At 68.9% G+C, this 24,637-nt stretch carries 25 protein-coding genes; 7 read left to right on the forward strand and 18 right to left on the reverse strand.

Annotation, left to right across the window (positions count from 1 at the left end; genetic code table 11):
• Positions 1–46: 46 nt before the first annotated feature.
• Genes NA12_RS20095 through NA12_RS20105 form a run of 3 tightly spaced genes read right to left on the reverse strand, consistent with a single transcriptional unit; the run spans position 47 to position 1,837 of the window.
• Positions 47–874, reverse strand: a complete 828-nt coding sequence (locus tag NA12_RS20095; RefSeq protein ID WP_067453331.1) for a mycofactocin-coupled SDR family oxidoreductase — start codon at positions 872–874, stop codon at positions 47–49.
• A 1-nt stretch (position 875) separates the two neighbouring features.
• The gene (locus NA12_RS20100; RefSeq protein ID WP_067453333.1) at positions 876–1,673 is read right to left on the reverse strand and encodes a mycofactocin-coupled SDR family oxidoreductase; all 798 of its coding nucleotides are present in this window, start codon (positions 1,671–1,673) and stop codon (positions 876–878) included.
• A complete protein-coding gene (locus NA12_RS20105) occupies positions 1,670–1,837 on the reverse strand; it encodes a hypothetical protein (RefSeq protein WP_157106403.1) in 168 nt (55 codons plus the stop codon). The genes NA12_RS20100 and NA12_RS20105 overlap by 4 nt, the downstream gene beginning before the upstream one ends.
• A 29-nt stretch (positions 1,838–1,866) precedes the next feature.
• Here NA12_RS20105 and NA12_RS20110 point away from each other — a divergent pair, with 29 nt between their 5' ends.
• The 5 genes from NA12_RS20110 to NA12_RS20130 all read left to right on the forward strand — a co-directional run bounded on the left by NA12_RS20110 (position 1,867) and on the right by NA12_RS20130 (position 6,720).
• Positions 1,867–2,922, forward strand: a complete 1,056-nt coding sequence (locus NA12_RS20110) for a ferredoxin--NADP reductase (protein WP_067453339.1) — start codon at positions 1,867–1,869, stop codon at positions 2,920–2,922.
• Between the two features lie 148 nt (positions 2,923–3,070).
• A complete protein-coding gene (locus NA12_RS20115) occupies positions 3,071–3,856 on the forward strand; it encodes a 2-keto-4-pentenoate hydratase (RefSeq protein WP_067453342.1) in 786 nt (261 codons plus the stop codon).
• Positions 3,857–3,943: 87 nt separating this feature from the next.
• Positions 3,944–4,852 (forward strand): acetaldehyde dehydrogenase (acetylating), encoded by a 909-nt coding sequence (locus tag NA12_RS20120; RefSeq protein WP_067453344.1) that lies wholly within the window; start codon positions 3,944–3,946, stop codon positions 4,850–4,852.
• Between the two features lie 86 nt (positions 4,853–4,938).
• Positions 4,939–5,973: a 4-hydroxy-2-oxovalerate aldolase gene (dmpG, locus tag NA12_RS20125; protein ID WP_067453347.1), complete on the forward strand. Its 1,035-nt coding sequence runs from the start codon at positions 4,939–4,941 to the stop codon at positions 5,971–5,973.
• Positions 5,974–6,249: 276 nt separating this feature from the next.
• Positions 6,250–6,720, forward strand: coding sequence for an SRPBCC family protein (locus tag NA12_RS20130; protein WP_165914836.1), 471 nt, complete (start codon positions 6,250–6,252; stop codon positions 6,718–6,720).
• 11 nt (positions 6,721–6,731) lie between these two features.
• Here the strand turns inward: NA12_RS20130 and NA12_RS20135 are convergent, their stop codons facing one another.
• Both NA12_RS20135 and NA12_RS20140 read right to left on the reverse strand, forming a co-directional pair.
• Positions 6,732–8,003 carry a glycosyltransferase family 87 protein gene (locus NA12_RS20135; RefSeq protein WP_165914835.1) on the reverse strand — a complete coding sequence of 424 codons (1,272 nt, stop codon included), beginning with the start codon at positions 8,001–8,003 and terminating at the stop codon, positions 6,732–6,734.
• Between the two features lie 9 nt (positions 8,004–8,012).
• Complete coding sequence (locus NA12_RS20140; protein ID WP_067453356.1) at positions 8,013–8,270, reverse strand: hypothetical protein; 258 nt, start codon at positions 8,268–8,270, stop codon at positions 8,013–8,015.
• Between the two features lie 204 nt (positions 8,271–8,474).
• On the opposite strand from NA12_RS20140, the gene NA12_RS20145 reads away from it, so the two are divergent.
• Positions 8,475–9,659: an SEL1-like repeat protein gene (locus NA12_RS20145; RefSeq protein WP_067453358.1), complete on the forward strand. Its 1,185-nt coding sequence runs from the start codon at positions 8,475–8,477 to the stop codon at positions 9,657–9,659.
• 55 nt (positions 9,660–9,714) lie between these two features.
• Here NA12_RS20145 and thpD read toward each other — a convergent pair whose 3' ends face one another.
• The 5 genes from thpD to NA12_RS20170 form a co-directional block, all read right to left on the reverse strand.
• Entirely contained in the window at positions 9,715–10,632 is a 918-nt protein-coding gene (thpD, locus tag NA12_RS20150; protein ID WP_067453361.1) for an ectoine hydroxylase, read from the reverse strand.
• Complete coding sequence (locus NA12_RS20155; RefSeq protein WP_067453365.1) at positions 10,616–11,020, reverse strand: ectoine synthase; 405 nt, start codon at positions 11,018–11,020, stop codon at positions 10,616–10,618. Before NA12_RS20155 ends, thpD begins: the two co-directional genes overlap by 17 nt.
• Positions 11,017–12,285: a diaminobutyrate--2-oxoglutarate transaminase gene (gene ectB / locus NA12_RS20160; protein WP_067453807.1), complete on the reverse strand. Its 1,269-nt coding sequence runs from the start codon at positions 12,283–12,285 to the stop codon at positions 11,017–11,019. Before ectB ends, NA12_RS20155 begins: the two co-directional genes overlap by 4 nt.
• Complete coding sequence (gene ectA / locus NA12_RS20165; protein ID WP_084472941.1) at positions 12,285–12,836, reverse strand: diaminobutyrate acetyltransferase; 552 nt, start codon at positions 12,834–12,836, stop codon at positions 12,285–12,287. The genes ectB and ectA overlap by 1 nt, the downstream gene beginning before the upstream one ends.
• A gap of 68 nt (positions 12,837–12,904) precedes the next feature.
• Positions 12,905–13,618: a response regulator transcription factor gene (locus tag NA12_RS20170; RefSeq protein ID WP_067453810.1), complete on the reverse strand. Its 714-nt coding sequence runs from the start codon at positions 13,616–13,618 to the stop codon at positions 12,905–12,907.
• Positions 13,619–13,821: 203 nt separating this feature from the next.
• Between NA12_RS20170 and NA12_RS20175 the strand changes: the two genes are divergently transcribed.
• Positions 13,822–14,784 (forward strand): threonine/serine dehydratase, encoded by a 963-nt coding sequence (locus NA12_RS20175; RefSeq protein ID WP_067453813.1) that lies wholly within the window; start codon positions 13,822–13,824, stop codon positions 14,782–14,784.
• 25 nt (positions 14,785–14,809) lie between these two features.
• Here the strand turns inward: NA12_RS20175 and NA12_RS20180 are convergent, their stop codons facing one another.
• From NA12_RS20180 to NA12_RS20215, 8 genes are read right to left on the reverse strand one after another with little or no spacing between them, the layout of a single operon-like run.
• Positions 14,810–15,664 (reverse strand): SDR family oxidoreductase, encoded by an 855-nt coding sequence (locus NA12_RS20180; protein WP_067453368.1) that lies wholly within the window; start codon positions 15,662–15,664, stop codon positions 14,810–14,812.
• A 33-nt stretch (positions 15,665–15,697) separates the two neighbouring features.
• The gene (locus NA12_RS20185; protein WP_067453371.1) at positions 15,698–16,441 is read right to left on the reverse strand and encodes a double zinc ribbon and FHA domain-containing protein; all 744 of its coding nucleotides are present in this window, start codon (positions 16,439–16,441) and stop codon (positions 15,698–15,700) included.
• Position 16,442: 1 nt separating this feature from the next.
• A complete protein-coding gene (locus tag NA12_RS20190) occupies positions 16,443–17,732 on the reverse strand; it encodes a VWA domain-containing protein (RefSeq protein ID WP_067453374.1) in 1,290 nt (429 codons plus the stop codon).
• Positions 17,729–18,739 carry a PP2C family protein-serine/threonine phosphatase gene (locus NA12_RS20195; RefSeq protein ID WP_067453376.1) on the reverse strand — a complete coding sequence of 337 codons (1,011 nt, stop codon included), beginning with the start codon at positions 18,737–18,739 and terminating at the stop codon, positions 17,729–17,731. The genes NA12_RS20190 and NA12_RS20195 overlap by 4 nt, the downstream gene beginning before the upstream one ends.
• Positions 18,736–21,183 (reverse strand): serine/threonine-protein kinase, encoded by a 2,448-nt coding sequence (locus NA12_RS20200; RefSeq protein WP_243655006.1) that lies wholly within the window; start codon positions 21,181–21,183, stop codon positions 18,736–18,738. The genes NA12_RS20195 and NA12_RS20200 overlap by 4 nt, the downstream gene beginning before the upstream one ends.
• Positions 21,180–22,352, reverse strand: coding sequence for a hypothetical protein (locus NA12_RS20205; protein ID WP_067453379.1), 1,173 nt, complete (start codon positions 22,350–22,352; stop codon positions 21,180–21,182). The genes NA12_RS20200 and NA12_RS20205 overlap by 4 nt, the downstream gene beginning before the upstream one ends.
• A complete protein-coding gene (locus tag NA12_RS20210; protein WP_067453382.1) occupies positions 22,349–23,314 on the reverse strand; it encodes a glutamate ABC transporter substrate-binding protein in 966 nt (321 codons plus the stop codon). Before NA12_RS20210 ends, NA12_RS20205 begins: the two co-directional genes overlap by 4 nt.
• The gene (locus NA12_RS20215; protein WP_243655005.1) at positions 23,311–24,582 is read right to left on the reverse strand and encodes a GlnX family signal transduction membrane protein; all 1,272 of its coding nucleotides are present in this window, start codon (positions 24,580–24,582) and stop codon (positions 23,311–23,313) included. The genes NA12_RS20210 and NA12_RS20215 overlap by 4 nt, the downstream gene beginning before the upstream one ends.
• Between the last annotated feature and the right edge of the window lie 55 nt (positions 24,583–24,637).

Raw genomic sequence — 24,637 nt, forward strand, 5'->3', positions numbered from 1 at the left:
CGCGGGCTGCCAGGTGGCAGCCCGCGCATTCTTCTGTTCCGCGTGACTAGCGCTGGGTGCTGCCCGCGTCGATGGGCAACGTCACCGCGGTGATGTAGCGGCCCTCGTCCGAGGCGAGGAACAGGGCGGCGTTGGCGATGTCGACCGGGTCGACCCACGGGATGGGCAGCATGTTCATCGTCACGGCGGCCTCCGCGAACTCCTCGCGGGTGGGGTTGTCCCGATCGGGCCGGAACACCTTGCGCACCATGTCGTTCTGGATCATCGGGGTGTCGACATTGGTCGGGTGCACCGAGTTCACGCGGACATGGTGCGGGGCGAGCTCTTTCGCCAGCGAGCGCATCAGTCCCACCACCCCGTGTTTGGCGGCGGTGTAGTGCGCGACGCCGACCAGACCGCGTAGTCCGGCGATCGAGCTGGTCAGGATCATCGCGCCGCCGCCGCGCGCGATCAGGTGCGGGGTGGCGGCCTTGCAGGTCTGCCACACGCCGGTCAGGTTGACGTCGATCATCGTCTGCCACTGCTGTTCGGTCAGTTCCAGCGCACCGCCACTGGAACTGATTCCGGCAGTGGCGCAGACGATGTCGAGGCCACCCCACTGCTCGACGCCGGCGTCGACCGCGGCCCGCAACGCCGCGCCGTCGCGGACGTCGACGGCGGTGGCGAGGATCCGCGCGCCGGTCGCTTCGACCGCGCGCGCGGTTTCGGCGAGGTCGTCGTGGGTCGCTCCCGGCGACACCACGGTCTCCACCGGCCCGCAGATGTCGACGGCGATGATGTCGGCGCCTTCCTCGGCCAGCCGGATCGCCTGTGCGCGGCCGATACCGCGCGCGGCGCCGGTGATCAGCGCGATCTTGCCCGAAACCCGTCCCATGTCACACCTTCTGAGTAAGTCCGGCATCCACCACGAGCTGGATTCCCGTCACGTAACGGGACTCGTCGGATGCGAGGAAGAGCACGGCATTGCTGATATCGACCGGATCCACCCACGCGACAGGCAGAATCGTGCGCCGGGCCAGCGCATCCGCCGCGTCCTGCTGCGTCGGATTCGGCAGGTCGGGGCACAGTTTGGCGTACACCGCGTCGTTGAGGATCATCGGCGTGGCGACCGAGCCGGGATGCACCGTGTTCACCCGGATCCCGCGCGGGCCGAGCTCGTTGGCCAAGGTGCGGGCGAGCCCGACCACGGCGTGCTTGCTCGCCGAGTAGTGCGCGGCGGCGGCCGCGCCGACGATGCCGTTGGTCGAGCTCACGATCACCACCGAGCCGCCGTCGGACAGGGCCGGTACGGCCGCGCGCACGGTGTGCCACATGCCGGTGAGGTTGATATCGATGGTGCGCTGCCAGGCCTGGTCCGACAGTTCCCAGGACAGGCCGAGGTCGGTGTAGATGCCGGCGTTGGCCACGATCACATCGAGGCGGCCCAGGGCGGCGACGCCGTCGGCGACCGCCACGTCCAGGGATGCCTGATCGCGCACGTCGGCGACGCCGGTGACGCAGTAGCGACCCAGCGACTCGACTTCCCTTGCCGTCTCGGCCAATTCGACCGCGGCGGCCTCGATGTCGAGTGCGATGATGTCGGCGCCCTCCTCGGCCAGCCGACGGCAATGGGCGCGGCCCATTCCCCCGGCCGCGCCGGTGATCAGCGCGACGGTGTGCTGCATGCGGTTCATCGGGTGCCCCCGGAGAATCTGGTGTCCACGAGCCCGACGCTAGGGTCGCCGTCCACCGCGTTTGCCCTGGTCTTCCCGGTGAGCGGACCGTGCACGTCGATCTCCCGGCCACCGGGAGCCATGGGCGCCACGGCATCGGCGTGCCTGCGACGGTTGCCGGGCACGACCGTTTCCGAGACCGAGGAGAACACCAGTGACGAGGGCGACTGTCGACGTTTCGCGGACTTCGCGGGTGGTGACGCTGCGCGTATCGGCGGTGATCGAGGAAACCGAGGACGCGCGGACGCTGGTGTTCGACGTGCCCGACGAGGTCGCCGATCGCTTCGCCTTCCGGCCGGGACAGTTCCTCACCCTGCGGATCCCGAGCGAGCGGTCCGAACCGGTCGCGCGCTGCTACTCGCTGGCGAATTCACCTTTCACCGGTGATCCGCCGCAGGTCACCGTCAAGCGCACGACCGGCGGCTACGGCTCGAACTGGTTGTGCGACAACATTTCCGTCGGTGACACTGTCGACGTACTGCCGCCGCAGGGCGCCTTCACCCCGGCCTCGCTCGACACCGATCTGCTGTTATGGGCGGCGGGCAGCGGCATCACACCGGTGATGTCGATCCTGCGGTCGGTCTTGGCCCGCGGTACCGGCCGGGTGGTGCTGTTCTATGCCAATCGCGACCAGGAGTCGGTGATCTTCGCCGACGCCCTGGACGATCTCGTGGCGCGGTACCAGGGCCGAATCACCGTGGCGCACTGGCTCGAATCGTCGCGGGGCCTACCCACCGCGGCTCGGCTCGCCGACTTCGCCGCACCATATCGGTCCTTCGAGTCGTTCGTGTGCGGGCCCGGCCCGTTCATGTCGGCGGTGACCGAGGCGCTCGCGGGCGCCGGGTGGCCGCGCGAACGCATCTCCACCGAGATGTTCGTCTCGCTGTCCGGCGATCCCTTCGCCGAACCCGAACCGCTCGACCCCGTCGACGACGAGGATGCCGCGTGCGTGGAGGTGGAGCTGGACGGGACGGTGCACGCGCTGCGCTGGCCGCGCTCGCGCACCCTCGTCGACGTGATGCTCGCCGACGGGCTCGATGTCCCCTACTCCTGCCGTGCGGGCGAGTGCGGTTCGTGTGCGTGCACCGTCGTCGACGGTGAGGTGACCATGGCCGACTCGGCGATTCTCGATCAGGACGACATCGACGCCGGGTACACCCTGGCCTGCCGGGCCCGCCCGCGCACCGACCGGGTCCGTATCCGCTTTTGAGCGAAGGTGACCGTTGGCCTGGTCGCGTGCGCGGCGATCCTCGCCGGGGAGTGGAATTTCCTGTCCATCCAGCGGGAGAGCCCCGCCCGGCGGACGGTCTCGGCCCCCAGCATGGGATGGCATCATCAGACGAGAAGAGGGAATCAGGATGCTGACAACCGGCATGCGCACCGAGCTCGCCGCCGAACTGGCGCGAGCGGAGCTGGACAGGGTGGCCGTGTCCCCCCTCGTCGACCGGTATCCGGACATCGATGTGGTCGATGCCTACGAGATCCAGTTGCTCAACATCCAACGCAGACTCCGCTCCGGCGCGAAGGTCATCGGGCACAAAGTAGGACTGTCGTCGAAGGCGATGCAGCAGATGATGGGCGTCGACGAACCCGACTACGGTCACCTACTCGCCGACATGGAAGTCTTCGAGGACATTCCCGTCGACACCACCGAGTTCCTGCTCCCCCGGGTAGAGGTCGAGGTCGGATTCATCCTCGGCGCCGACCTACCCGGACAGGACTGCACCGAAGCCGACGTGCTCGCCGCGACCGTCGCCTATGCCCCCTCGATCGAGCTCATCGATTCCCGGATCACCGACTGGAAGATCGGGCTGGCCGACACCATCTCCGACAACGCTTCCTCCGCCGGATGGGTTCTCGGCAAGGACCGCGTCGCCCCCACCGATGTCGACATCACCGCCATCGACGCGGTCCTCACCCGCAACGGTGAAACCATCGCCGAAGGTCGCAGCGACGCCGTCCTCGGGAACCCCGTGATCGCCGTCGCGTGGCTGGCCCGCAAAGTCGCGAGCTTCGGCGTCCGGTTGAAAGCCGGTGACATCGTGTTGCCCGGATCCTGCACCCGCGCCATCGACGCCCGACCCGGCGACGCCTTCCATGCCGAGTTCTCCGGACTCGGGTCCGTGCGCCTGAACTTCGCCTAGGCCATCACCGTGCTCCGTGACCGAGGAAGTTCACCGGAGCCGTTCATCTCGCCGGCCAACGCCGGCCGCCCCTCGAGGAGGCCACCTGTGACCAACGGCAACGTCACCGCCGCGATCGTCGGATCGGGCAACATCAGCACCGATCTGCTCTACAAACTCCTGAGCTCGGACACCATCGAGCCCCGCTGGATGATCGGCATCGACCCCGACAGCGAAGGGCTGAAACGCGCCCGCGGACTCGGCTTGGAAACCTCCGCCGAAGGGGTGGACTGGCTCCTGGCCCAGGACACCAAACCCGACATGGTCTTCGAAGCGACCTCGGCCTACGTCCACCGCGCCGCCGCACCCCGCTACGCCGAACTCGGTATCCGTGCCGTCGACCTCACTCCCGCCGCCGTCGGCCCCGCCGTCGTCCCACCGGTGAACCTCGCCTCGCTGCTCGACGCCCCCAACGTCAATATGATCACCTGCGGCGGCCAGGCCACCATCCCGATCGTCGCCGCCGTCTCGCGGGTGGTGACGGTCCCCTACGCGGAGATCGTCGCGTCGGTCTCGTCCAATTCGGCAGGCCCGGGCACTCGCGCGAACATCGACGAGTTCACCAAGACCACCAGCCGTGGCGTCGAGACCATCGGTGGCGCGCAGCGGGGCAAGGCGATCATCATCCTGAACCCGGCCGAACCGCCGATGATCATGCGCGACACCATCTTCTGCGCCATTCCCGAAGACGCCGACCACGACGCGATCACCACCTCGATCCACCAGATGGTCGCCGACATCCAGCAATACGTCCCCGGGTATCGCCTGCTCAACGAACCGCAATTCGATGAACCGTCGGTCGTTTCCGGTGGACTGGCGAAGGTGTCGGTGTTCGTCGAAGTCGAAGGCGCCGGCGATTTCCTGCCGCCGTACGCGGGAAATCTCGACATCATGACCGCCGCGGCAACCCGTGTCGGCGAGGTCATGGCCGATCAGATCCTGTCGACGCGGGTGTGATCATGACCGATTCATCAGCCCTGGACACCATCACCCCCGAGGCCCTGCGGCTGTCGCAGACGAGCCGGGCGTAAGGAGACTCGACCATGCCATTCTCCGCTGAACTCGACATCCGGATCACCGACACCTCGCTACGCGACGGCTCCCACCACAAACGCCACCAATTCACCACCACCGAAGTCCGCGACATCGTCACCGCCCTCGACAACGCCGGCGTCCCCGTCATCGAAGTCACCCACGGCGACGGACTCGGCGGCTCCTCGTTCAACTACGGATTCTCCAAAACCCCCGAACAAGAACTGATCACCATCGCCGCGCAAACCGCCAAGAACGCCGAGATCGCGTTCCTCATGCTCCCCGGCGTCGGCGTCAAAGAAGACATCAAGATCTCCCAGGACAACGGCGCCTCCATCTGCCGCATCGCCACCCACTGCACCGAAGCCGACGTCTCCGTCCAGCACTTCGGCTACGCCCGCGACCTCGGCCTCGAAACCGTCGGCTTCCTCATGATGTCGCACACCCAACCCCCCGAAACCCTCGCCCGACAAGCCCGCATCATGGCCGACGCCGGCTGCCACTGCGTCTACATCGTCGACTCCGCCGGCGCCCTGGTCCTCGAGCAAGTCTCCGACCGCGTCGCCGCCCTCGTCACCGAACTCGGCACCGACGCCCAGGTCGGATTCCACGGCCACGAAAACCTCGGCCTCGCCGTCGCCAACTCCGTCTACGCCGTCCGCGCCGGCGCCACCCAGATCGACGGCTCCACCCGACGCTTCGGCGCCGGCGCCGGCAACACCCCCGTCGAAGCCCTCGTCGGCGTCGCCGACAAACTCGCCATCAAAACCGGCATCGACTTCTTCGCCATCGCCGACGCCGCCGAAGACATCGTGCGCTCGGCCATGCCCGCCGAATGCCTCCTCGACCGCCAATCACTGATGATGGGCTACGCCGGGGTCTACTCCAGCTTCCTCAAACACGCCGAACGCCAAGCCGAACGCTACAACGTCTCCGCCGCCGACATGCTCGTCCGCGCAGGCCGACGCAAACTCGTCGGCGGCCAAGAGGACCAACTCATCGACATCGCCCTCGAACTCCAACGCGAAGCCGCCGTCACCGCCTGAGCACCCGGATCACCCACCATCGCCCCACGTGGGGCGATGGTGACTTTCCACGAAGAACACGGCACGGCTATGGTGCGCGTCGCGAAACGCACTGTCCGAATGGACATTTCGGAAAAGTCGGCTAGCGTCTGTCCCACGCCGTTCGGGACCGGTGGACGTGCGACCACCGCACGCCGGGTCCCGATGAAGTGGGGGATCATGGCCCAGCGGAGTCACCGCACGCGACAGACCGGTCAGTTGATCACGCCTGGAGCGCCGTGCGACAGCGTGGATCAGGTGCACGCGAGTGGTGCGATCGTCCTGGCCGTTTCCGCGGACGTGCTGTGGGAACTGCTGTCGGAACCGGACAGCATCGCCGTGTGGATGTCCGAGCTCCACGCCTGGACCGACCCGACCCCCGACCGAGTCGGTGCCGATCTCGAACTCGCCGCACAGGTCCAGATGTTCGACATGCGCCACGACGTGCGACTGGTCGTCACCGAATACCACCCGGACCGGAGCTGGACGATGACGTGCGGCTCGGTACCCGGTATCGCGGTCACCTTCACGATCGAGCTGGATCGGCTTCGCGAAGTCTCGCGCGTCACCCTTCGAACCGGCCTGCACGGCCAGGTCCTCCGCGACGCCGACGTGGTCGTGTTGCGCCAGGCCGTTCAGCGCGGGCTGGACTCGAACCTTCGGCAACTGACCGAGATCGCCGAGATGACGTTCCGGACTCCGGCGGCCGTCGTGCATCACCCGGGATAGGGCCGCCGCGTTCAGGCGACGCGCACGTGCTCCTCGACCGCCGTCGGCTCCGGCGCGGCCGGTGCGGGCCGCCGTCCGGTGACGAGGAACAGGACAACGAGACCCACCGACAACCACACATACGTGTCGCCGATGATGTGCTGATCCCAGGTCCACGAGGTCTCACGGTGTTCGCCGTCGGGTAGGAAACTGTGCGGCGCGAGCACGAAGACCGCGGCGACGACGACGGTCGTGGCGTACCAGCCGCGCGCACTGCTCACCGGCAGGGTGCGGGCGTGGCAGACCATCGCCAGCAACGCGGGCGCGATCCAGACCCAGTGGTGCGACCACGAGATCGGCGACAGCAGCAGCGTGAAGACCGCGTTGAGCGCCAGGGCGATCGCGGGGGCGTCGGCCGCCTTGCGCATCGCGGCGACGACGAGAACCAGCAGCAGGGCGCCCAGCACGAGCCACAGCACGTCGAACGGGAGACCGGTGATGTGCAGGCGGGCCATGACGGCCTGGATCGACTGATTGGTGTGGAAGGCAGAACCGCTCAGGCCCGAGACGTTGCCGAGGCCGCCGAACCAGTAGCGGGTGGATTCGGTGGGCAGGAACGCGAAGGAGGCGATGGTGGCGATCGCACCGGTGCCCGCGGCGGTCGCGGCGGCCTTGTAGTCCTTGCGGACCAGGAAGTAGAGCACGAACGCGGCGGGCGTGAGTTTGATGGCGGCCGCCAGGCCGATCAGCATGCCGCGGGGGTAGCGGGTCTTCGGGAGCAGGCAGTCGGTGGCGACCAGCACCATGAGCAGGAGGTTGACCTGACCGAAGTCGATGGTCGAACGCACCGGTTCCAGCAGCATCGCGAGCGGGACCGCGCAGGCGGTGACGAGCAGGGCTGCCTGCTTGCGGTCCGGGTGGTAGCGGCGGGCCACCAGATACAGCGTCCAGGCGACGGCGGCGATCGACACCACCACGTAGAGGACCTTCGCCGTGCCCCACGGCAGCAGCGCGAACGGCGCGAGCGCGATGGCCGCGAACGGCGGGTAGATGAAGGGCAGGCCGATACCGATCGTGGTCTTGGGCAGTTGACCGTACATATCGGCGCCGTCGCGCATCGCCTCGATGCCGAGGCGGTAGACCTGGAGATCGATGAACCCGTCGGAATAGCGTTCGAAGGGCCAGATCGGCGTCCTGACGCAGACGACCGACACAATGGTGAGCAGCACCGGCACCAGCCACCATGCTCGATTGATCGGGCGTGGTGAACGCGCTTGCACGGGGTGGGTGGTGTCACTACTCATCCGCGGCGACTATACCGACTCGTGCGCACCGCCGCGGCACCGCCCATCGGCGGGCGTGACGCGCGCGATAGCCAGGCGGATGCCGCTGCGCGAACCGAACGCCCCGAGTGGTCGGTCGCCGCGGTCGGAGCGAGTCAGGTGACCGGCCATGGCCGCCACCTCGTCGTCCGTCCGGTAGCCGAGCTTCTCGAGCGCGCCGACCTGTCTGCCGATGGTCGACCTGTCGAGCGGGAACTGTGCGGCCAGGTGTGGTCGGGCAACCGTCACGTTCGCGGAGCAGATCGAGAATGCTGTGGGCGACCGGGCTCACTCCGTTCCGACTCCGCGGTAGAGGAGCAGATCAGCGAATCTGTCGCTGTCCGACCGCGAATCACCACTGCGACACGTAGACCCGAGTACGTTGTAGCGCGCAACCGCGGACTAGTCTGGCGCCGCGAGGGGGTGTAACAGCGGAAAGGGCGGGTACCGCCGATGAATGATCCCGACGCGCAACATCGCGGCGACCCGATATCCCTCGATCAGCGCTACGACGGCGCCGATCCGATCGAATGGTGCGGTGCAGCGGTCTATCCGATGTACACCGAGGCGCTGCCCGCCGGAACGACATCGGTTCATCTCCGCGCGCTGTCGGTGATGGCGCCCGAGAATGTCACGGGCCTCGGACTGGGCCTGTCCGTCCACGACGGGCACGTGAATCTGAACGGGAAATCGCTGGCGGGCGTCGACATCTGGTCCGAAGCCCTCGTCGGCGGCATCGACATCTCGGTGACCGCGGACGCACCCGAGGCGCTGTTCACGCTCACACCCGTCTGGGTGGCGGAGTCGGGCGCCCACCAGTCCTGGACCGGCAATTACGGCATGGTCGTGGACCTGCTCCCCGACGGGGCCTGCACGCTGTGGTGCAGCACCGGTCCCGGTACCCCCGATTTCAACGAACTGGTCGTCGAACTCAGCACCGGCCCAGCCGAACCGGCCGACCTCGAAGCGGCCACCGAGGCGGCCGAACCGGCCGAGCCCGAATCACCCGTCGAGGCAGCCGACCCGATCGGCCCCGAATCATTTATCGGCCCAGCCGAACCGGTCGAACCCGAATCATCCGTCGATGCGGCCGAACCGGTCGAACCCGAATCACCCGTCGAGGCGGCCGATTCGGTCGGCCCCGAATCATTTGTCGGCCCAGCCGAACCGATCAACCCTGAATCGTTCACCGACGCGGCCGAGCCGGTCGATGTCGAATCACCCTTCGACGCGGCCGACCCGGTGACGATGCCGATGCCGATGCCGATGCCGATGAGCCCAGCCGCATCGCCTCCCTCTGTCGAACCGACTCCTCCGCCCGCGTCCGCGGAGTCGGCATCATCGACAACCCCACCGGAAACCCCGAGCGCACAGGTCGGCCCGCCCGAGCCCCCACGACCCCGCCAGGGCGTCGGCGGCGCCCTGCACGATCTGGGGACCGCCATGCACGAACGCGGCGAACACGATTCGGCCCGCGCCCTGTGGACCCAGGCCGCCCAGGCGGGCCACAGCGGCGCCGCCTACGATCTGGGCACGCTGCTGCTCCGAGAGGGCGAACGCGCCGCCGCCGAACACTGGTGGAAGGCCGCGGCCCCCGACGATCCACGCGCGGCCCTCGCCCTGTCCGAACTGGCCTAGCACCGCGAAAACCGCCGCCCGCGATGATCCGCGGGCGGCGGTTTCGTGAGCCGTCCTAGGGCGCCAGAACCGCACCGAAGTCGGCCGTGTCCGCGCGTAAGGGTGTGAAATCGCGGGCGGCGATGTGTTGTGGACGGTGCTGGGGAGCCGCGAAGGGGTCCGTCAGAGCGTTGTCCACGCTGTTGAACACCACGAAGATGTTCGAGCGGGGGAACGGGGTGATGTTGTTCGACGAGCCGTGCATCAGGTTGGAGTCGAACAACAGGGCAGAACCGGCCCGCCCGGTGAACTGGGTGATGCCGTATCGGGCCGCGAGGAACGTGATGTCGTCCGGCGTCGGAATCCCGATTCGCTGCTCGCGCAACGACTCCCGATAGTGCGCGCTCGGCGTCTCGCCCAGGCACGGCACGAAGGTGCGGTGTGAGCCCGGCATCATCATCAGGCTGCCGTTGAACGGGTAGTTGTCGGTCAGCGCGATCGACAGGCTCACCGCGCGCGGGGCCGGCATGCCGTCCTCCGCGTGCCAGGTCTCGAAATCCGAATGCCAGGCGAAACCGCTACCGCCGAACCCGGGCATGTAGTTCACCCTGGTCTGATGCAGGTACACCGGCGAACCGAGGATCTGCTCGGCTAGGCCCGCGATCCGCGATTCCAGGATCAGTTCCGCGATGGGCTTGCTGAGCTGATGTACCTGGAACACCGAACGGACCTGCCCCGCAACGGGTTCCACGATCACCCGCTCGTCGCCGTAGAGCACGGGGTCGGCCGCGAGGTGGCCGATCTCGGCCCCGAACGCGGCCACCTCGTCGGGTTCGAGCAGGTCGGGAATCGTCGCGAAACCGTTCGCGTCGAATCCGGCCAGCTCCGGCGAGGTGACCGTGCCCCACACCGTCGGATCGGTGCGTTCCAGATGCGGGGCCGGCTCGGCCAACCGGGTCGGGTAGCGGTCGAGCTGGTCAGACACTGGCGCCATCCTCCTCGATAATCAGCGGATACACCCCGTTCTCGTCGTGTACCTCGCGGCCGGTGACCGGCGGATTGAAAACACACAGCATCCGCAACTGGGTGCGGGCGGTGACCTGATGGCGTTCGTGGCCGTTGAGCAGATACATCGACCCGGGGCCGAGCGGATACTCGGTCTCGTTGTCGAGATCGAGCAGGCTGCCCTCGCCCTCGACCAGCCACACCGCCTCGACGTGGTTCTGATAGTGGAACGTGTGGACGGTGCCCGCCTCGATCGTCGTCTCGTGGAAGGAGAAGCCGACCTTGTCGCCGCCGAGCACGATGCGCTTGCTGCGCCAACCCGGCCCCGCCACATCGCGTTCGGTGCCGGTTATCTCATCGGTGGTGCGCACGATCATGCGGCACCACCACAGACGGTGTCGATCGAGGAGACCAGCACCGACAGGCCCTGATCGAGTTCGTCGCTGCCGAGCGTCAACGGCGGCAACAGTTTCACGACCTCGTCCATCGACCCCGAGGTCTCCACCAGCAGACCCTGTTCGAACGCGGTGCGGCACACCTTGCCCGCCTGCGACGGGTCGTCGAAGACGATGCCGTGCACCATGCCGCGACCACGCGTCGACACCCCGGAGTGGCGTTCGGCGACCGCGGCCAGCGCGCGGCCGAGGTAGGCGCCGTTCTCGGCGGTGCGCTGGGCGAGCACGTCGTCGGACCAGTACTCGCGCAGGGCGGCGGTGGCGGTGACGAAGGCCGGGTTGTTGCCGCGGAAGGTGCCGTTGTGCTCACCGGGTGCCCACTGGTCGTGCTCGGGCTTGAGCAGCACCAGCGCCATCGGCAGACCGTAGCCGCCGATCGACTTCGACAGCGTCACGATGTCGGGGGTGATGCCGGCGATCTCGAAGGAGAAGAACGGGCCGGTGCGCCCGCAACCCATCTGCACGTCGTCGACGATGAGCAGGATGTCGCGCGCCGCGCACAGCCCGGCCAGGTGGCGCAGCCATTCGGCGCGGGCCAGGTTGACACCACCCTCACCCTGCACGGTCTCCACGATCACCGCGGCGGGGCGATCGAAACCCGAGGAGCTGTCGTCGAGGACGCGCTGCATCCAGCCGAAGTCCTCGATGGTGTTGTCGAAGTAACCGTCGTAGGGCATCGGGGTGGAGTGCTCGAGCGGCACCCCGGCACCGGCCCGCTTGGCGGCGTTGCCGGTCACCGACAGCGCGCCGAGAGTCATGCCGTGGAAGGCGTTGGTGAAGCTCAGGATGGTCTTGCGCCCGGTGACCTTGCGGGCCAGCTTGAGCGCGGCTTCGACGGCGTTCGCGCCGGTCGGGCCGGGGAACTGGACCTTGTAGTCGAGGCCACGCGGCGAGAGCACCGTGTCGCGGATGGTCTCTAGTAGCTCGCGTTTGGCCACGGTCGACATATCGAGACCGTGGGTGATGCCATTGCTGCTGATGTATTCCAGCAGCGCCTTTTTCAGAATCGGGTTGTTGTGTCCGTAGTTCAACGCGCCGGCGCCGGCGAAGAAGTCGAGATATTCGCGGCCTTGCTCGTCGCGCAGCCAGGCGCCTTCGGCGGTGCTGAAGATGGCCGGCCAGTCACGGCAGTATCCGCGCACATTCGATTCCATAGCCTCGAAAATGCTGGTGTCGGTGGTCGTGATCATCGTCGTTCCTCCTGGCGCTGAGCCGGTGAAATCACATACAGCAGCTCTGCCTCGTGTGAATCGGGGAAATCGTTTTCTTCGAACAGGTCCTCGGTGCGCAAATCGGCACCGCGTTCCCGGGCCACCGCGGAGAACAACGCATGGGATGCGGTGTTTCCGGGCGAGATCGTGGTTTCCAGGGTGGTGATTCCCGCCGCCGCGACCGAATCGAGCAGTCCGTGCAGGATGGCGGCGGCCATGCCGCGGCCTCGGTATTGCGCGTCGACGGCGATCTGCCAGACGAACAGCGTGTCCGGAGCTTCCGGACGCACATATCCGATGACGAATCCGACGGGCTGACCGTCACTCTCGGCGACCAAGGAGGTCGCACTGAAATCGCGGCACCACAACAGGTACGCATAGCTGGAATTGACGTCGAGTACCTGTGAATCACGGGCGATCCGCCACAGCTGCGCACCGTCGCCCAGCCGTGGATGACGCAATCTCGGTTCCGAACCAGGGGCCGCCACCCCAGCGGCCGGCTCGATGGACTTGGTGGACGTTGTCATAACTCTAAAGTGCCCAGCCGACTTTACGGTCTTTGTGTCGAGCTCTTTGCGGTTGTATGACGAATCGTTTACTGCGGCTGCACGTCGAGGCGATACCCGAGACCGCGCACGGTAACCACGATGCGCGGGTCGGAGGGGTCGCGTTCGATCTTGGTACGCAGCCGGCGCACATGGACGTCGACAATGCGCTCGTCACCGAAAAAGCCCTGATCCCAGACTCTTTCGAGCAGCACGGCGCGGCTCAGCACCCGGCCGGGGGTCTCCGCCAGTTCACACAGCAACCGGAATTCGGTGACCGTGAGGTGGATCTCCTCGGCGCCTCGGCGCACCGCGCCCGCGTCGGCCGCCAGTACCAGCGGAGCGTGCGGATCCGCGTCGAGCACCGCATCGGGGGTGGTGTCGCGATCGGCGGTGATGCGGGCGCGGCGGCGGAGCGCGCGCATCCTGGCGGTGATCTCCTTGATTTCGAACGGCTTGCTCACGAAGTCGTCGGCCCCCGCCTCCAGGGCCGCGACCACATCGTGGGTGTCGTAACGGGTGCTGATCACGATGATCGGCACGTCGTGATCGCGCCGGATCTCTCTGATGCAGTCGAAGCCGTCGGCTTCGCCGCGCATCAGGTCGACGATCATCAGATCGGGCGGCCCGTCGTTGCGTAACCGGTCGAGGGCGTCGGATGGGACACCCGCCTCCGCTACGGCATACCCCTCGTCTTCCATCGCGCGACGCAGGTCGCCGCGCATCTGGACATCGTCGTCCACGATCATCAGGTTCGCGCTCATGTGTGTGCACATCCTTTGCTGACACGCCGGGCGTGTGCCGGTGCACTGGGGGCTTCGCGTCCCCAGACCGACACGACATCCCGCCTTCGAGCTTGTTACCAATCTGTGATTTACCCAGACTGGTCCCGGCGTAAACCCGTCGTAACAATCAGTGCGCTCAACAGACGGTTCACGCAGACCGATCCGGTGGCATAGTCGTGGGCGTGACCCCGACTTTCGATGACATCGAAGCCGCTGCGGCGCGCATCGACGGACTGGTTCGCCCAGTCACCGTCGCAGCCGCGGGACCAGCGCCGACCTCACTCTGGTTCGCGCTGGAATTCTCGCAGTTCACCGGGACATTCAAGGCCCGTGGCGCGCAGAATTTCGTGCGGGCGCACGCGGCTGCGAAAACGTTGCCGGACGCGGGTGTGACGATCGCCTCGGGCGGGAACGCGGGCCTGGCGTGTGCATGGGCGGCCCGCGAGGCGGGGGTCCCCGCGACGGTGTTTCTGCCCGAGACCGCGCCCGCGGTCAAAATCGGTCGACTTCGTGACTACGGTGCGCGCGTGCGACTGATCGGTCCGGAATACAAGCAGGCGTTGGCCGCTTGCCGGGAATTCGCCGAGACCAGTGGAGCGCTGGCCGCTCATGCCTACGACGATACCTTGGTCGCCGCGGGCGCAGGCACGCTGATGCGCGAGATCCAGGCGCAGGTGCCCGATCTGGACACGGTTCTCGTCGCGGTCGGCGGCGGCGGGCTGTTCACCGGAACGGCCGTCGCCGCGCAGCATTTCGGGATCCGCACGGTCGCCGTCGAACCCCGGGGTTGTCGATCACTGAACGCGGCCCTCGAGGCGGGCCGCCCGGTGGATGTCACCGTCGACTCGATCGCCGCGGACTCTCTCGGCGCACCGAACGTGTCGGCGATGGCCCTGGCCGCCGCCCAGCACCCGAGTGTGCGCTCGCTGCTGGTACCCGACGAGGCGATCCGCGCGGCCAGGCAGCACCTGTGGGACTCCCATCGCATCGTCGTCGAGAACGGCGCGGCCACCGCACTGGCGGCGCTGCTCGACACCGGGTCGGGGCCCGCCTACCGCCCCGAACCCGGCGAACGGGTCTGCGTGATCCTGTGCGGGGCGAATACCGACCCCGGCGACCTCGTCCGGTCGGCGCCGACCAGCTGATCCGGCAGGGCCCGCGTCGGCCGTCCTAACGGACCAGGGCGTTCTTGTCGGCGTAGTTGGTCATCGCGGAGTTCAGGCCGCGCATGGCCAGGGTGTAGCCGTAGGGGAAGTAGCGCTGGCCCCAGTGGGCGAACTGGATGTCGCGGGAGGTGTAAACCCAGTAACGGTTACGTTCGACTCCCTTGATCACCGCCGTGGCGGCCTCGTCCGAGGTGACGGCGTGGCGCATGAACAGCCGAATCGCCTTCTGCAACGCGGCGCTGTCGCGGTCGACGCCCGCGATGTCGATCGTGTCGGCCATCGGGGTGGCCATCGCGCCGGGGCAGACCAGGCTGACGCCGATCTTGTGCCGACGCAGGTCGAACCGCAGCACCTCCGAGACCCCACGCAAGCCGAACTTGGTAGCGCTGTAGGGCGCGTGCCACGGCAGGCCGAAGATGCCCGCGGCCGACGACACATTCACCAGGTGACCGCCGCGACCGGCGGTGATCATGGGGGGCACGAACTCCTCGATGACGTGGATCGGACCCATCAGGTTGATGTCGACGGTGCGACGCCACTGCTGGGGCGTGAGCCTGTCGACGGTGCCCCAGGTGGCGATACCCGCCACATTCATGACGATGTCGACGTGGCGCACGGCCTCGAAGGTGTGCGCGGCGAGACCGACGACCGCGGAGTGGTCGCTCACGTCGGCCGCGTGCGCGAGATGCACCGTCGCCCCGGCCGCGCGCAGTTCCTCGGCGGTGGTGGTGAGCGCGTCGGCGGTGATGTCGGTGAGGACGAGCGAGGCCCCTTTCGCGGCGGCCGCGAACGCCGTGGCGCGGCCGAGGCCGCTGGCGGCACCGGTGATCAGGCAGGTCTTGCCGTCGAACTTCGTCATGGTCCCGACCCTACGTTTGGTGAACAGATGCGTCTACGGTTCCGCGGTGATCGCGATGGTGGTCCAGCCGCCGACATGGATCCGGCTGCCTTCACGCAGGGCGACCGCGTGCTGTGCGGCGATCGGTGTTTCGGCGCCGTCCAGGCTGGTTCCATTGGTGGAACCGAGATCGGTGACGGTGAGCGCGCCGCGCTGATCGACCAGGATCATCGCATGCGCGCGGGAGACGCCGATATCCACCGGGGCGATGCCGAGGTCGATCTCGGGCACGATTCCCTGCGAGGCCGATCGTTTTCCGATCAGGAACTGGTTGCCGCGCAGAATGATTCGACGTTCGGGATAGAAGTCCGGAAATTCGACACGTTCGGCATCGGGTCCCTTGCGGGCCTGGACGCGCGCGTACAACTCGCGGTCGGCGAAGATCCGGGCCACCCATGCCCCGGCTCGGCCGAAGTCGGGCGGTGCTCCGGCGGCGATCATGGTGGGGTCGAACCCGCCCCGAAGCTCGGGATGCGCACGTGACGGTTCGAGCCCGGGCCCGGCCGAGGGGTCGACAGCTTCCGGTCGGTCACCGGGCCACGATGACGGGGCGGCCGGTGGTGGCAGGGCGCTGTCGTGGCCGCACCCCTCACAGAAACGTCCGCTGGTCGGCGCGTGGCAGTTCGGGCACAGGCGCAGCGCGGCCGGGTCGGGCGCGGGCGCCGCGCCGAGCGCCGATCCGCACACATCGCAGTAGTCGGTCGACCGCGACTGGTGACCGTCGGCGCACATCGGCATGTCAGCCGCCCTCCGGCCGCACCCGTGCGGTCTTGGTGGAGCGGATGTCGAGGGCTAGTTCGTCGGCCGCGGCGACCTGGCCGCGCAGCTTCACGGTGCCGTCGTGCTCGACCTCGACCACCCCGCGCAACAGCTTCGCGGTGGACTCGTGGCCGGAGGCGGCGGCCAACTCCACCGCGCGCCGCAGTTTCGCGGTCGCGGTGGTGACATCGCCGCTGCGACGCGCCGCCAGGCCTTCCTGCACGGCCTGGGCCAGTTCGACCTGGCCGGTGTAGTGGGCCACCCGGGTGCTGATGCGGGTCGACAGGGTCGAATCGGTGGTCCAGACCGCGCGCACCAGGCCCTGACCGAGGACCTCCTCCCCCGCCAGTACGCTCAACCGCCCGGCCAGCTTCTCCCGGCCGGGCGCGGCCGGTTCCAGTTCGATCTGCAGGTGGTACTCGCGTTCCTCGGCGGCCCACGACGACAGCGGATACTCCCCCACCTGCACGCCCGTGTCGATCCGGCGCCCGGTCAGATCCTCGAGCACCGGCGAGACCTGTTTGACCATGCGCACCCGCGCACCGGCGGGGGTCCACACCTTCAGCGTCAGTTCCGGGATCACCCGGGCGGCCGAGGACTTCATCATCGCGGCGAAATCTCGGGCCAGGTCCTTCGGATCGGCCACGATGTTCGCGTCGCCGGACAGTTTCGAGGCGATCTTGCGCACCTCCTCGGCGACCCAGTCGTCGCCGACGCCGCGGCAGTCACAGACGAAAAGCCCTTCGGCACGGTCGAGTTCGGTCGCGAGCTGCTGCGGGGTCTCGTGTTCGTTCTTGCCGTCGGTGAGCAGGATCGCGTGCGCCTGCGCCCCGGGGTGCGCGGCGGCGACCTCGCGGGCCAGCGCCAGCCACGAACCCATCGCCGTGCCGCCGTCGGGGCGCAACCGGTCCAGGGCACGGCGGGCCGAGCCGCGATGGGCGCTGTCGGCGGGGGCGGACATGGTGTTGTCGCTCGGGTAGATCAGCCGGGCCGCCTCGGTGCCCTCGATGATGGCGAACGCGGTGCCGTCGGGAATCTCGTCCAGTGCGGTGCGGGTGGCGTTGCGCGCGTTCTCGAACTTGCGCTTGTTGCCCATCGAACCGGAGCAGTCGATGATCAGGATCTCGAGTCGCGGTGGTGGCGTCGCGACGGCGGCGAGTTCGGGGCCGGTGGTCACCGTGAGCACCGCGTCCACCACGCTCGCGCCCTCGGCGAGGAATTCGTTCTGGTCGACGGCGATCGAGATACCGGCTGTCTCAGGGGAACTCATGACACTCCTGGTTCGTGCGATACGGCCACCGGCACCGGGGCCAACGCGACCGTGATGTTGTCGCTGCCCCCGCTGTTCAGCGCGAAGTCGGCGAGCGCGCGGGCGGCGGCCCGCGGTGACGTCTCCACGGTGAAGCCGGCGAGCGCGACCGCCTCGGGCAGGTAGTTCCACAGGCCGTCGCTGCACAGCAGCAGCGTGCCCGGTTCGGTGGCCAGCATGCGTTGCAGGCAGTTCTTCGACCACGGCGCTTCGCCGCCGTCGGCGCCGAGCCAGCGCAGCAGGGTGTGCGCGCGGGGATCGTTCATCGCCGCGGTCTCGTCGAGTGCGCCCGCCTCGACGAGAGCCTGGGCCCACGAGTCGTCGACGCTGAGCCGGCGCGAGGCGGTCGGATCGCCCGCGGCGAGCCAGAATGCCCTGCTGTCACCGACATTGGCGACGGTGATGTCGGTGCCCAGGCTCGTCTCGCGCACGATCGCGGAGACATAGGTGCACGAGGGCGCGTACTCGGGAGTGCGTGACATGCCGCGTACCGCCGCGGTCGCCGCCGCCAGGCCCGCCATCGCGGCGTCGGAATCGGGCCTGCCCTCGGCCAGCGCGGCCAGGGCGGCGTCGACGCCGGTGCGGGCGGCATTGCCGGAGGCCGCCTGGGGGTCCTGGGAGGTGGAGACGCCGTCGCTGACGACGATCACCCGGATGCCGTCGCCCTCCCGCACCGCGGCCGCGACCGCGTCTTCGTTGCGGGAATGGCTGATACCGCGGTCGGTGAGCACGTATACCGCGCCGAGGTCTTCCTCGAATCGGTCGGGAACCGGCTTCGGGCTGCCGCACTTGACGCAGTAGCCGCCCTCGTAGCGGCGCTCACCGCAGGTGGAGCACTGCGGCAGCGCGACCGGATCATGCACGGGCAGTGCCACTTTGCGCACCCCGAGTTCACGACCGCAGCCCTCGCAGAAGCGGTATCCCGCGCGCGCCGAGCCCGCGCAGTCGGCACAGCCCGCGGCCGTCACAGCGTGGTCCTCGGGCGCACCGTGTTCGCCTGATCCACCAGGACGAATCGGGTCCACATGTCGTCGGCCTCGCGTGCCAGTGTCCGCAAGCATCGTTCCAATCCTGTTCGCACGCCCTGTTCGGTGAATTCCACGTCCAACAGCTTGCCTGGTGCACTCGCTCGCTGTCCCGACCGGATCCACTTCAGTGCTGCCTCGAGGACGACCATGCGTACCTGGGCGGTGCGGGTGCGCGAGTCGAGGCGCAATCGGTCGACCCGCTCGCCGGTCCGGCGGAGCAAGTCCTCGTCGACTTCGGCCGGATCACGATGCGTCAGTAGGGTTTCGACGGCCGAGACTCTGGCCTCGGTGAACATCGAGGAGGTGCGGTCGACTTGATCGAGGACCGCCACCGCACCCGCGCGGTCACCGCCGGCGCGGCGCAGTCGCGCGGCGCCGAACGCTGCGGACAGGTAGGTGTGGTCGGTGCGCCACACCACCTCGTAGAGCGCCGCCGCGCGGCGGGATTCCACGGCTGCGGTGTCGGGCTGCGCGGCGGCCCCGAGTTCCAGCGCGGCGGCCAGCGCGAGTTTGGGAGCGGGCTCACCGGGCAGTGCCGCGTAGACGGACTCGAAATCCGCTGCCGCGGCGGCATAGTCGCCGGTGAGCAGGGCGGCCTGGGCTCGATACCAGACGGGGCGCCAGTCGAACTCGAGCTCGGCGTCCAGGGCCGCGAGGCGGGCCAACGCGGCGGTCGCCTCACCTGCCTCCAGCTCGGCGCGGACCAGTCGCAGCGGGATCTCGACCGACTCGCCCGATCCGGTCACCACCGCGCGCGAGCCGACGGTGAGTGCCTGCTCGAGTTCGGCCGGGGTCGCGGCATCGGTGGTCGCGAGCAGGGCGGCGCCGCTGTCGCCGGGGTCGACCAGCGGCGCGGGCAGACCGGTGATCAGGGCGGCGGGCTCGGGTGTGACGCTGTCGATGCCGAAAACGGCACGGGCGGGACCGAACTGGCTCGACATGCCGGGGCGCGGGATGCCGTCGCCGGTCGCCAGCACTTCCCGCAGCACACCGGTCAGCTGGTCGGCCATCTCGCTCGTCGAGGCGAACCGCGCCAGCGGGTCGGGGTCGGTGGATCGCCGCAGGAATCGGTACAGCGAATCATGTTCGGCCAGTATCGGTTCGGTATCGGGGCCGGGGATCGGGCCGAGCTTGCCGTCCACGGAGGGCACCCGCATCATCAGCACGGCCAGCGTGCGGCCCGCGGTGTAGATCTCGGTGGCCACGGTCGGTCCGGTTTCGGCGATCTCGGGTGCCTGGTAGCCGATGGTGCCGTAGATAGGGCTGGTGCGGTCGTCCATCGCGATGACCGCGCCGAGGTCGATCAGTTCGAGGCGTTCCTCGGTCTGCATCACATTGTCGGGCTTGAAATCGCAGTAGGCCCAGCCGCGAGCGTGCAGATAGCCGAGGGCGGGCAACATCTCCAGCACATAGGCGATCGCCTGCGCGGGCGGCAGATACCGCTGGTTCTCGGCGCGGTAGGCGCGCAGGATCTGCTTGAGCGAGGTGCCACCGACATAGGCCATCACGATGTAGCCGACCGGTTCGCCGTCGGCGTCGGCGTGTTCGGTGAAATTGTGGATCTTGACGATGTTGGGGTGGTCGACCTCGGCGAGGAAACGCCGCTCGGCCAGGGCGGCGGCCAGGGCGTCGGTGTCGCCGGTGTCGATGAGGCCCTTGAGGACCACCCAGCGGTTGTTGACGGCACGGTCGGTGGCCAGGTAGATCCATCCGAGACCACCGTGGGCCAGCGCCCCCGCCACCTCGTACTGACCCCCGACGAGATCGCCTGCCCGCAGCCGGGGCACGAACGAGTAGCGGGTGCCACAGTGCGGGCAGAACCCCGCGGTACGGCCCGCGACGCCGGCCTGGCCGCGACCGACGGGCTTGTCGCACTTGCCGCAGAAACGGTCGGTTTCGGGGACCTGGGGGTCGGTGAGTACCGCCGTGGCCGGGTCGACGCGCGGCACCGGCGGCACCTCGACGAGCCCGGCGCCGAGCCTGCCGCGCGCGGCCGAACGCGCCGAGCCCGAACGGGTGCGCACCGAGCGACTCGAGGTGCGCCCGCTCGCGCTGACGGTCGACGCGGACGGGCTGTGCATCGGGCCCGTCACCGTGGCCGGCGCGGTACCGCAGGTGTCGCAGTAGCCCTCGACGATCGTGCCGCCGCACTCGGGTTCGCCACACGCGCCGGGAACAGGCGCGGGTGGCGGCGGCTGGGGGTTCGGATCGCGCGGCTGCGCCGGGTTGATGCTGCGCGGCTGCGCTGTCGTGCGTCCCGACCGGCCGTTGCCCGTCGGCAGCGCCTGCGGCACCGGTGGCGCGCTCGCGACGGGCGCGGTACCGCACAGTGCGCAGTAACCGTCCTCGATCGTGCCGCCGCACCCCGGTTCACTACACGTCATGCTGTGCGCCCCGCTTTCTCCCCGATGATCGAACGATAGTCCGCGACGGCGCGGGTGACCGCGGCCAGATCGCATGGCGTGCGGGTGAGTAGCCCGGCCGCGATCCGGTCGGCGGCGAGCACATCGCGGTCCTCGCTCACCCCGATCCGCGAGGCCTTGGCACGGTAGGCCGTGAGCCTGCCGCGTAGTTCGGCCCGCCGATCGAGCAGGCCACGGGCCAATTCTTCGCGCCGCGCGGCCTTTTCGGCGGCGTCGGCGGTCCGCACCCGCAGCGCGAGCAGATGTTGCACCGTCGGCCGGTCGGGCGTATCGCCGAGAGTGTCGAGGTCGTCGCGCAGTCGCGCGGCCGGTTCGCCGCCCTCGGGTAGCTCGCCGGTCGCGACCTTGCGCTGCGCCTGGGTGGCGGTGTCGTCGGCGCGGTCCTGCCGTTCGCCGAGAGCGGCCAGTTGTGCGCGCAGGGCGGCGACGGCGCCGGGCAGATCGGCGGCCACGGCCAGATGGTCACGATGGCGGGCGGATTCGGTGTCGATCAGCGTGGTGAGCGAGGCGAGCGCGGCATCGATCTCACCCGGCCCGAAACCGAGCGGATCGGTGCCCGCGCGACGCAGCAGCGTGGACAGTGATTCGGTGGCCGCGTCCAGCGCACCGCGCGCCTGCTCGACCCGCTGCTGCAGCGGGGCGAGCGCACCGAGCACCCGCTCGTCGACCGCCGCGACCTCGTCGGCGAACGGGGCCACGACGGCGAACGCGGCGCGCATCCGATCCAGGCAATCGGCGATACCGACCGTCACAACGGTCTCGCTGGGACCGGTCAGACCACGCTGTGCCAAGGGAATCGGGATCCTCGCCACCTCGTGCGGGCGGCCGCGCAGCAGCTCGGTGAGCCGCACGCGGGCCCGGTCGTCGACCCTGCCGCGACCGGCACGCATCGTCTGCGCCTCACCGAGGATGGCGCGCACCCGCCCCAGGTCTTCCCAGAGCTCGCCCAGCGCCTTCTCCACCGGCACCCAGCGACGCGCTGTCGCCCCGGTCGGCGGGTAACGGCGGACCAGGGCCAGTCCGGGGTGGCGGTCCAGTTCCAGCAGGGTGGTGGTCACGGTTGCCAATTCCGTTGTGCGCGCGGCCAGTTCACGATCGATCTCGAACACGCCGAGTATCGGCCAGGTCATCCGATGTACCGGGGCACCGGCGGGCCCTGGGACGGGCCGAGGGTCGACAGGTGCTCGGCGTAGATCCGCTGCCAGGTGCCGTCGACGCGGGTGCGGTCGAGCACGCCGTTGACGAACCGCACCAGGTCGTCGCTGCCGCGCGGCACGCCCACCGCGTACGCACCCGTGCCGATCGGATCGCCGAGCACCTCGAGGTTGTGGTCCTGGGCGACGAGGCCCGCCAGGATCGGCTCGTCACCGCTGATCGCGTCGACGGTGCCCTGCTGCAGGGCCACCAGGCAGTCGGTCCAGTTGGTCACGCCGAGCACGGCGGGGGGCTTGGGCAGCGTGAACAACGGCGCGGCGGCAGTCGTGCCCTTCGCGACGCAGACCCGCTTGCCCGCGAGCCCGGCCCCGCCGGTGATCCCCGCGCCGCGGGGGGCCGCGATGCGTTGCGCCGCACGGTAGTACACGCTGGAAAAGTCGACCTCGCGGCGGCGTTCGCAGGTCGCCGAGAAGGTGCGCACGATCATGTCGACCTTCTTCTCCTGCAACAGCGGGATCCGGTCGGCGGCGGTGACCGAGCGCAGTTCGATCTTGTCCGGATCACCGAACAGGTCGCGCGCGATCTCTCTGGCCAGGTCGATGTCGAAGCCCTCCAATCTACCGGTCGAGGGATTGCGGAACCCGAACATGTAGGTGTTCTGATCGACGCCCACCCGCAGCCTGCCGTTGGCGACGATGGCGGCCATGGCCGATCCCGCCGGCATCGCACCCGGTCGAGGCTGGGTCTTCGGCGCCAGGGTGGCTTCGGTATCGCAGGCGCCGGTGCCCTCGGCGGCAGGCGCCGAGGTGATCGATTCGGCGCCCGGCAACGGCGGGGCGACCGCGGTGGCGGCGATGATCGACGGTTCGGGTGCGTCGGCGCAGCCCGCGACCAGCGCGACGGCCACGGCGAGTGCGAGCAGCAGTGGACGCCTCACAAGAACTCCTTGAGTCGTGGCCAGAGTCCGGAGATCACCGCGCCGGCCGCCGCCAGCAGTAGGAACAGGGCACCGAAGGGGCTCAGGGTCAACGACGTACCGGCGGCGGCGACGCCGTCGCGCAGGTCGTCGCGGGCCTGGGTGAGGTCCTCGCGCAGTTCCCGGTCGAGGCGGGCGAAGCTGGTGGCCGAGCTGTCGGGACCGGTGCCGATCGCCTGGGTGACCGCGCCGGGATAGTCGGCCTTCTCGTAGGCGGTGCGCTGGGCGTTGTGCCCCGCGTTCCAATTCGTCAGCGCGCGTTCGGCATCGGAGTCGCCGCCACCGGCGGCGACGAGGCGTCCGCGCAGGTCGCCGCTGTGGGTTTGGAAGGCCTTCTCGGTGGTGGTGATGTCGCCACGGGTGATCAGCGCCAGAGTCTCGTCGGTGCGGGCCTGCTGGGCCAGGATGCGCGCACCCGCCAGGTTCTCCACGCGCGCACCGGCGCCCGAGCTTCCGGTCTCGAGCAGTTGCGCGGCGGTCACGGTGGCGCCGACGGTCCACAGCAACGCCACCAGGGTAGCCAGCACCGCCAGCGCCATGCCGGTGTTCACCAGGCGGTTGGTCCGGCGCAGCAACACGATCGACCCGACCAGACACGCGAGCAGGACCAGCAGCATGAGCACGATGCTGGTCCCCGGCAGCGCGCCGATGCGCTGTTGGTCCTCACGCACCGCGGCGAAGCGGGCCTTGCTGAGCTGTTCGGCATTGGGCAGCAGCGAGGTCTGCATCAGGTCCGAGGCCTGGCGCAGATACGCCGAACCCACCGGGAACCCCTGGCGGTTGTTGGCGCGCGCGGTTTCCACCAGGCCCGTGTAGGTCGGCAGGTCAGCGGCGATGCGGGCGACGATCGCCCTGGTCTGCGCGTCGGTGGCACCGGCGGTCGCCTCCGCCAGCGCGGCGGCGGCCTCGGCGAGCGCCTGCTCGTAAGTGTCTCGTACCTGCGGTGATTCGATGCCGCCGGACAGGAAGGCCGTCGCGGCGCCCGCGTCGGCGGCCGAGAGCGACACATACAGACTCTGTGCGGCGAAGGCCAGTGGCTCGGTTCGATCCAGCACCTGTTCGGTGCGCGCGATCTTGGCGTCGAGCTGTTGGCCCGCGGTCGATCCGGCAACCAGACAGGCCACCGTGGTCACGACCAGAACCACCCCGATCGCACCCGGTGTTGTCGCGGCGAATCGCCGCAGCCACGTCCCCGCGTTACGGATGGTCGCCGGTAGGCGAGATCCCACACCGTCCTCCTTCATCTCCCCGGGCGGTGTCTTCGATCGCGATAGTACGGGAGCC

Origin of the sequence: Nocardia alba NBRC 108234, from assembly GCF_001612665.1 — a bacterium.
Classification (GTDB): Bacteria; Actinomycetota; Actinomycetes; order Mycobacteriales; family Mycobacteriaceae; genus Nocardia; species Nocardia alba.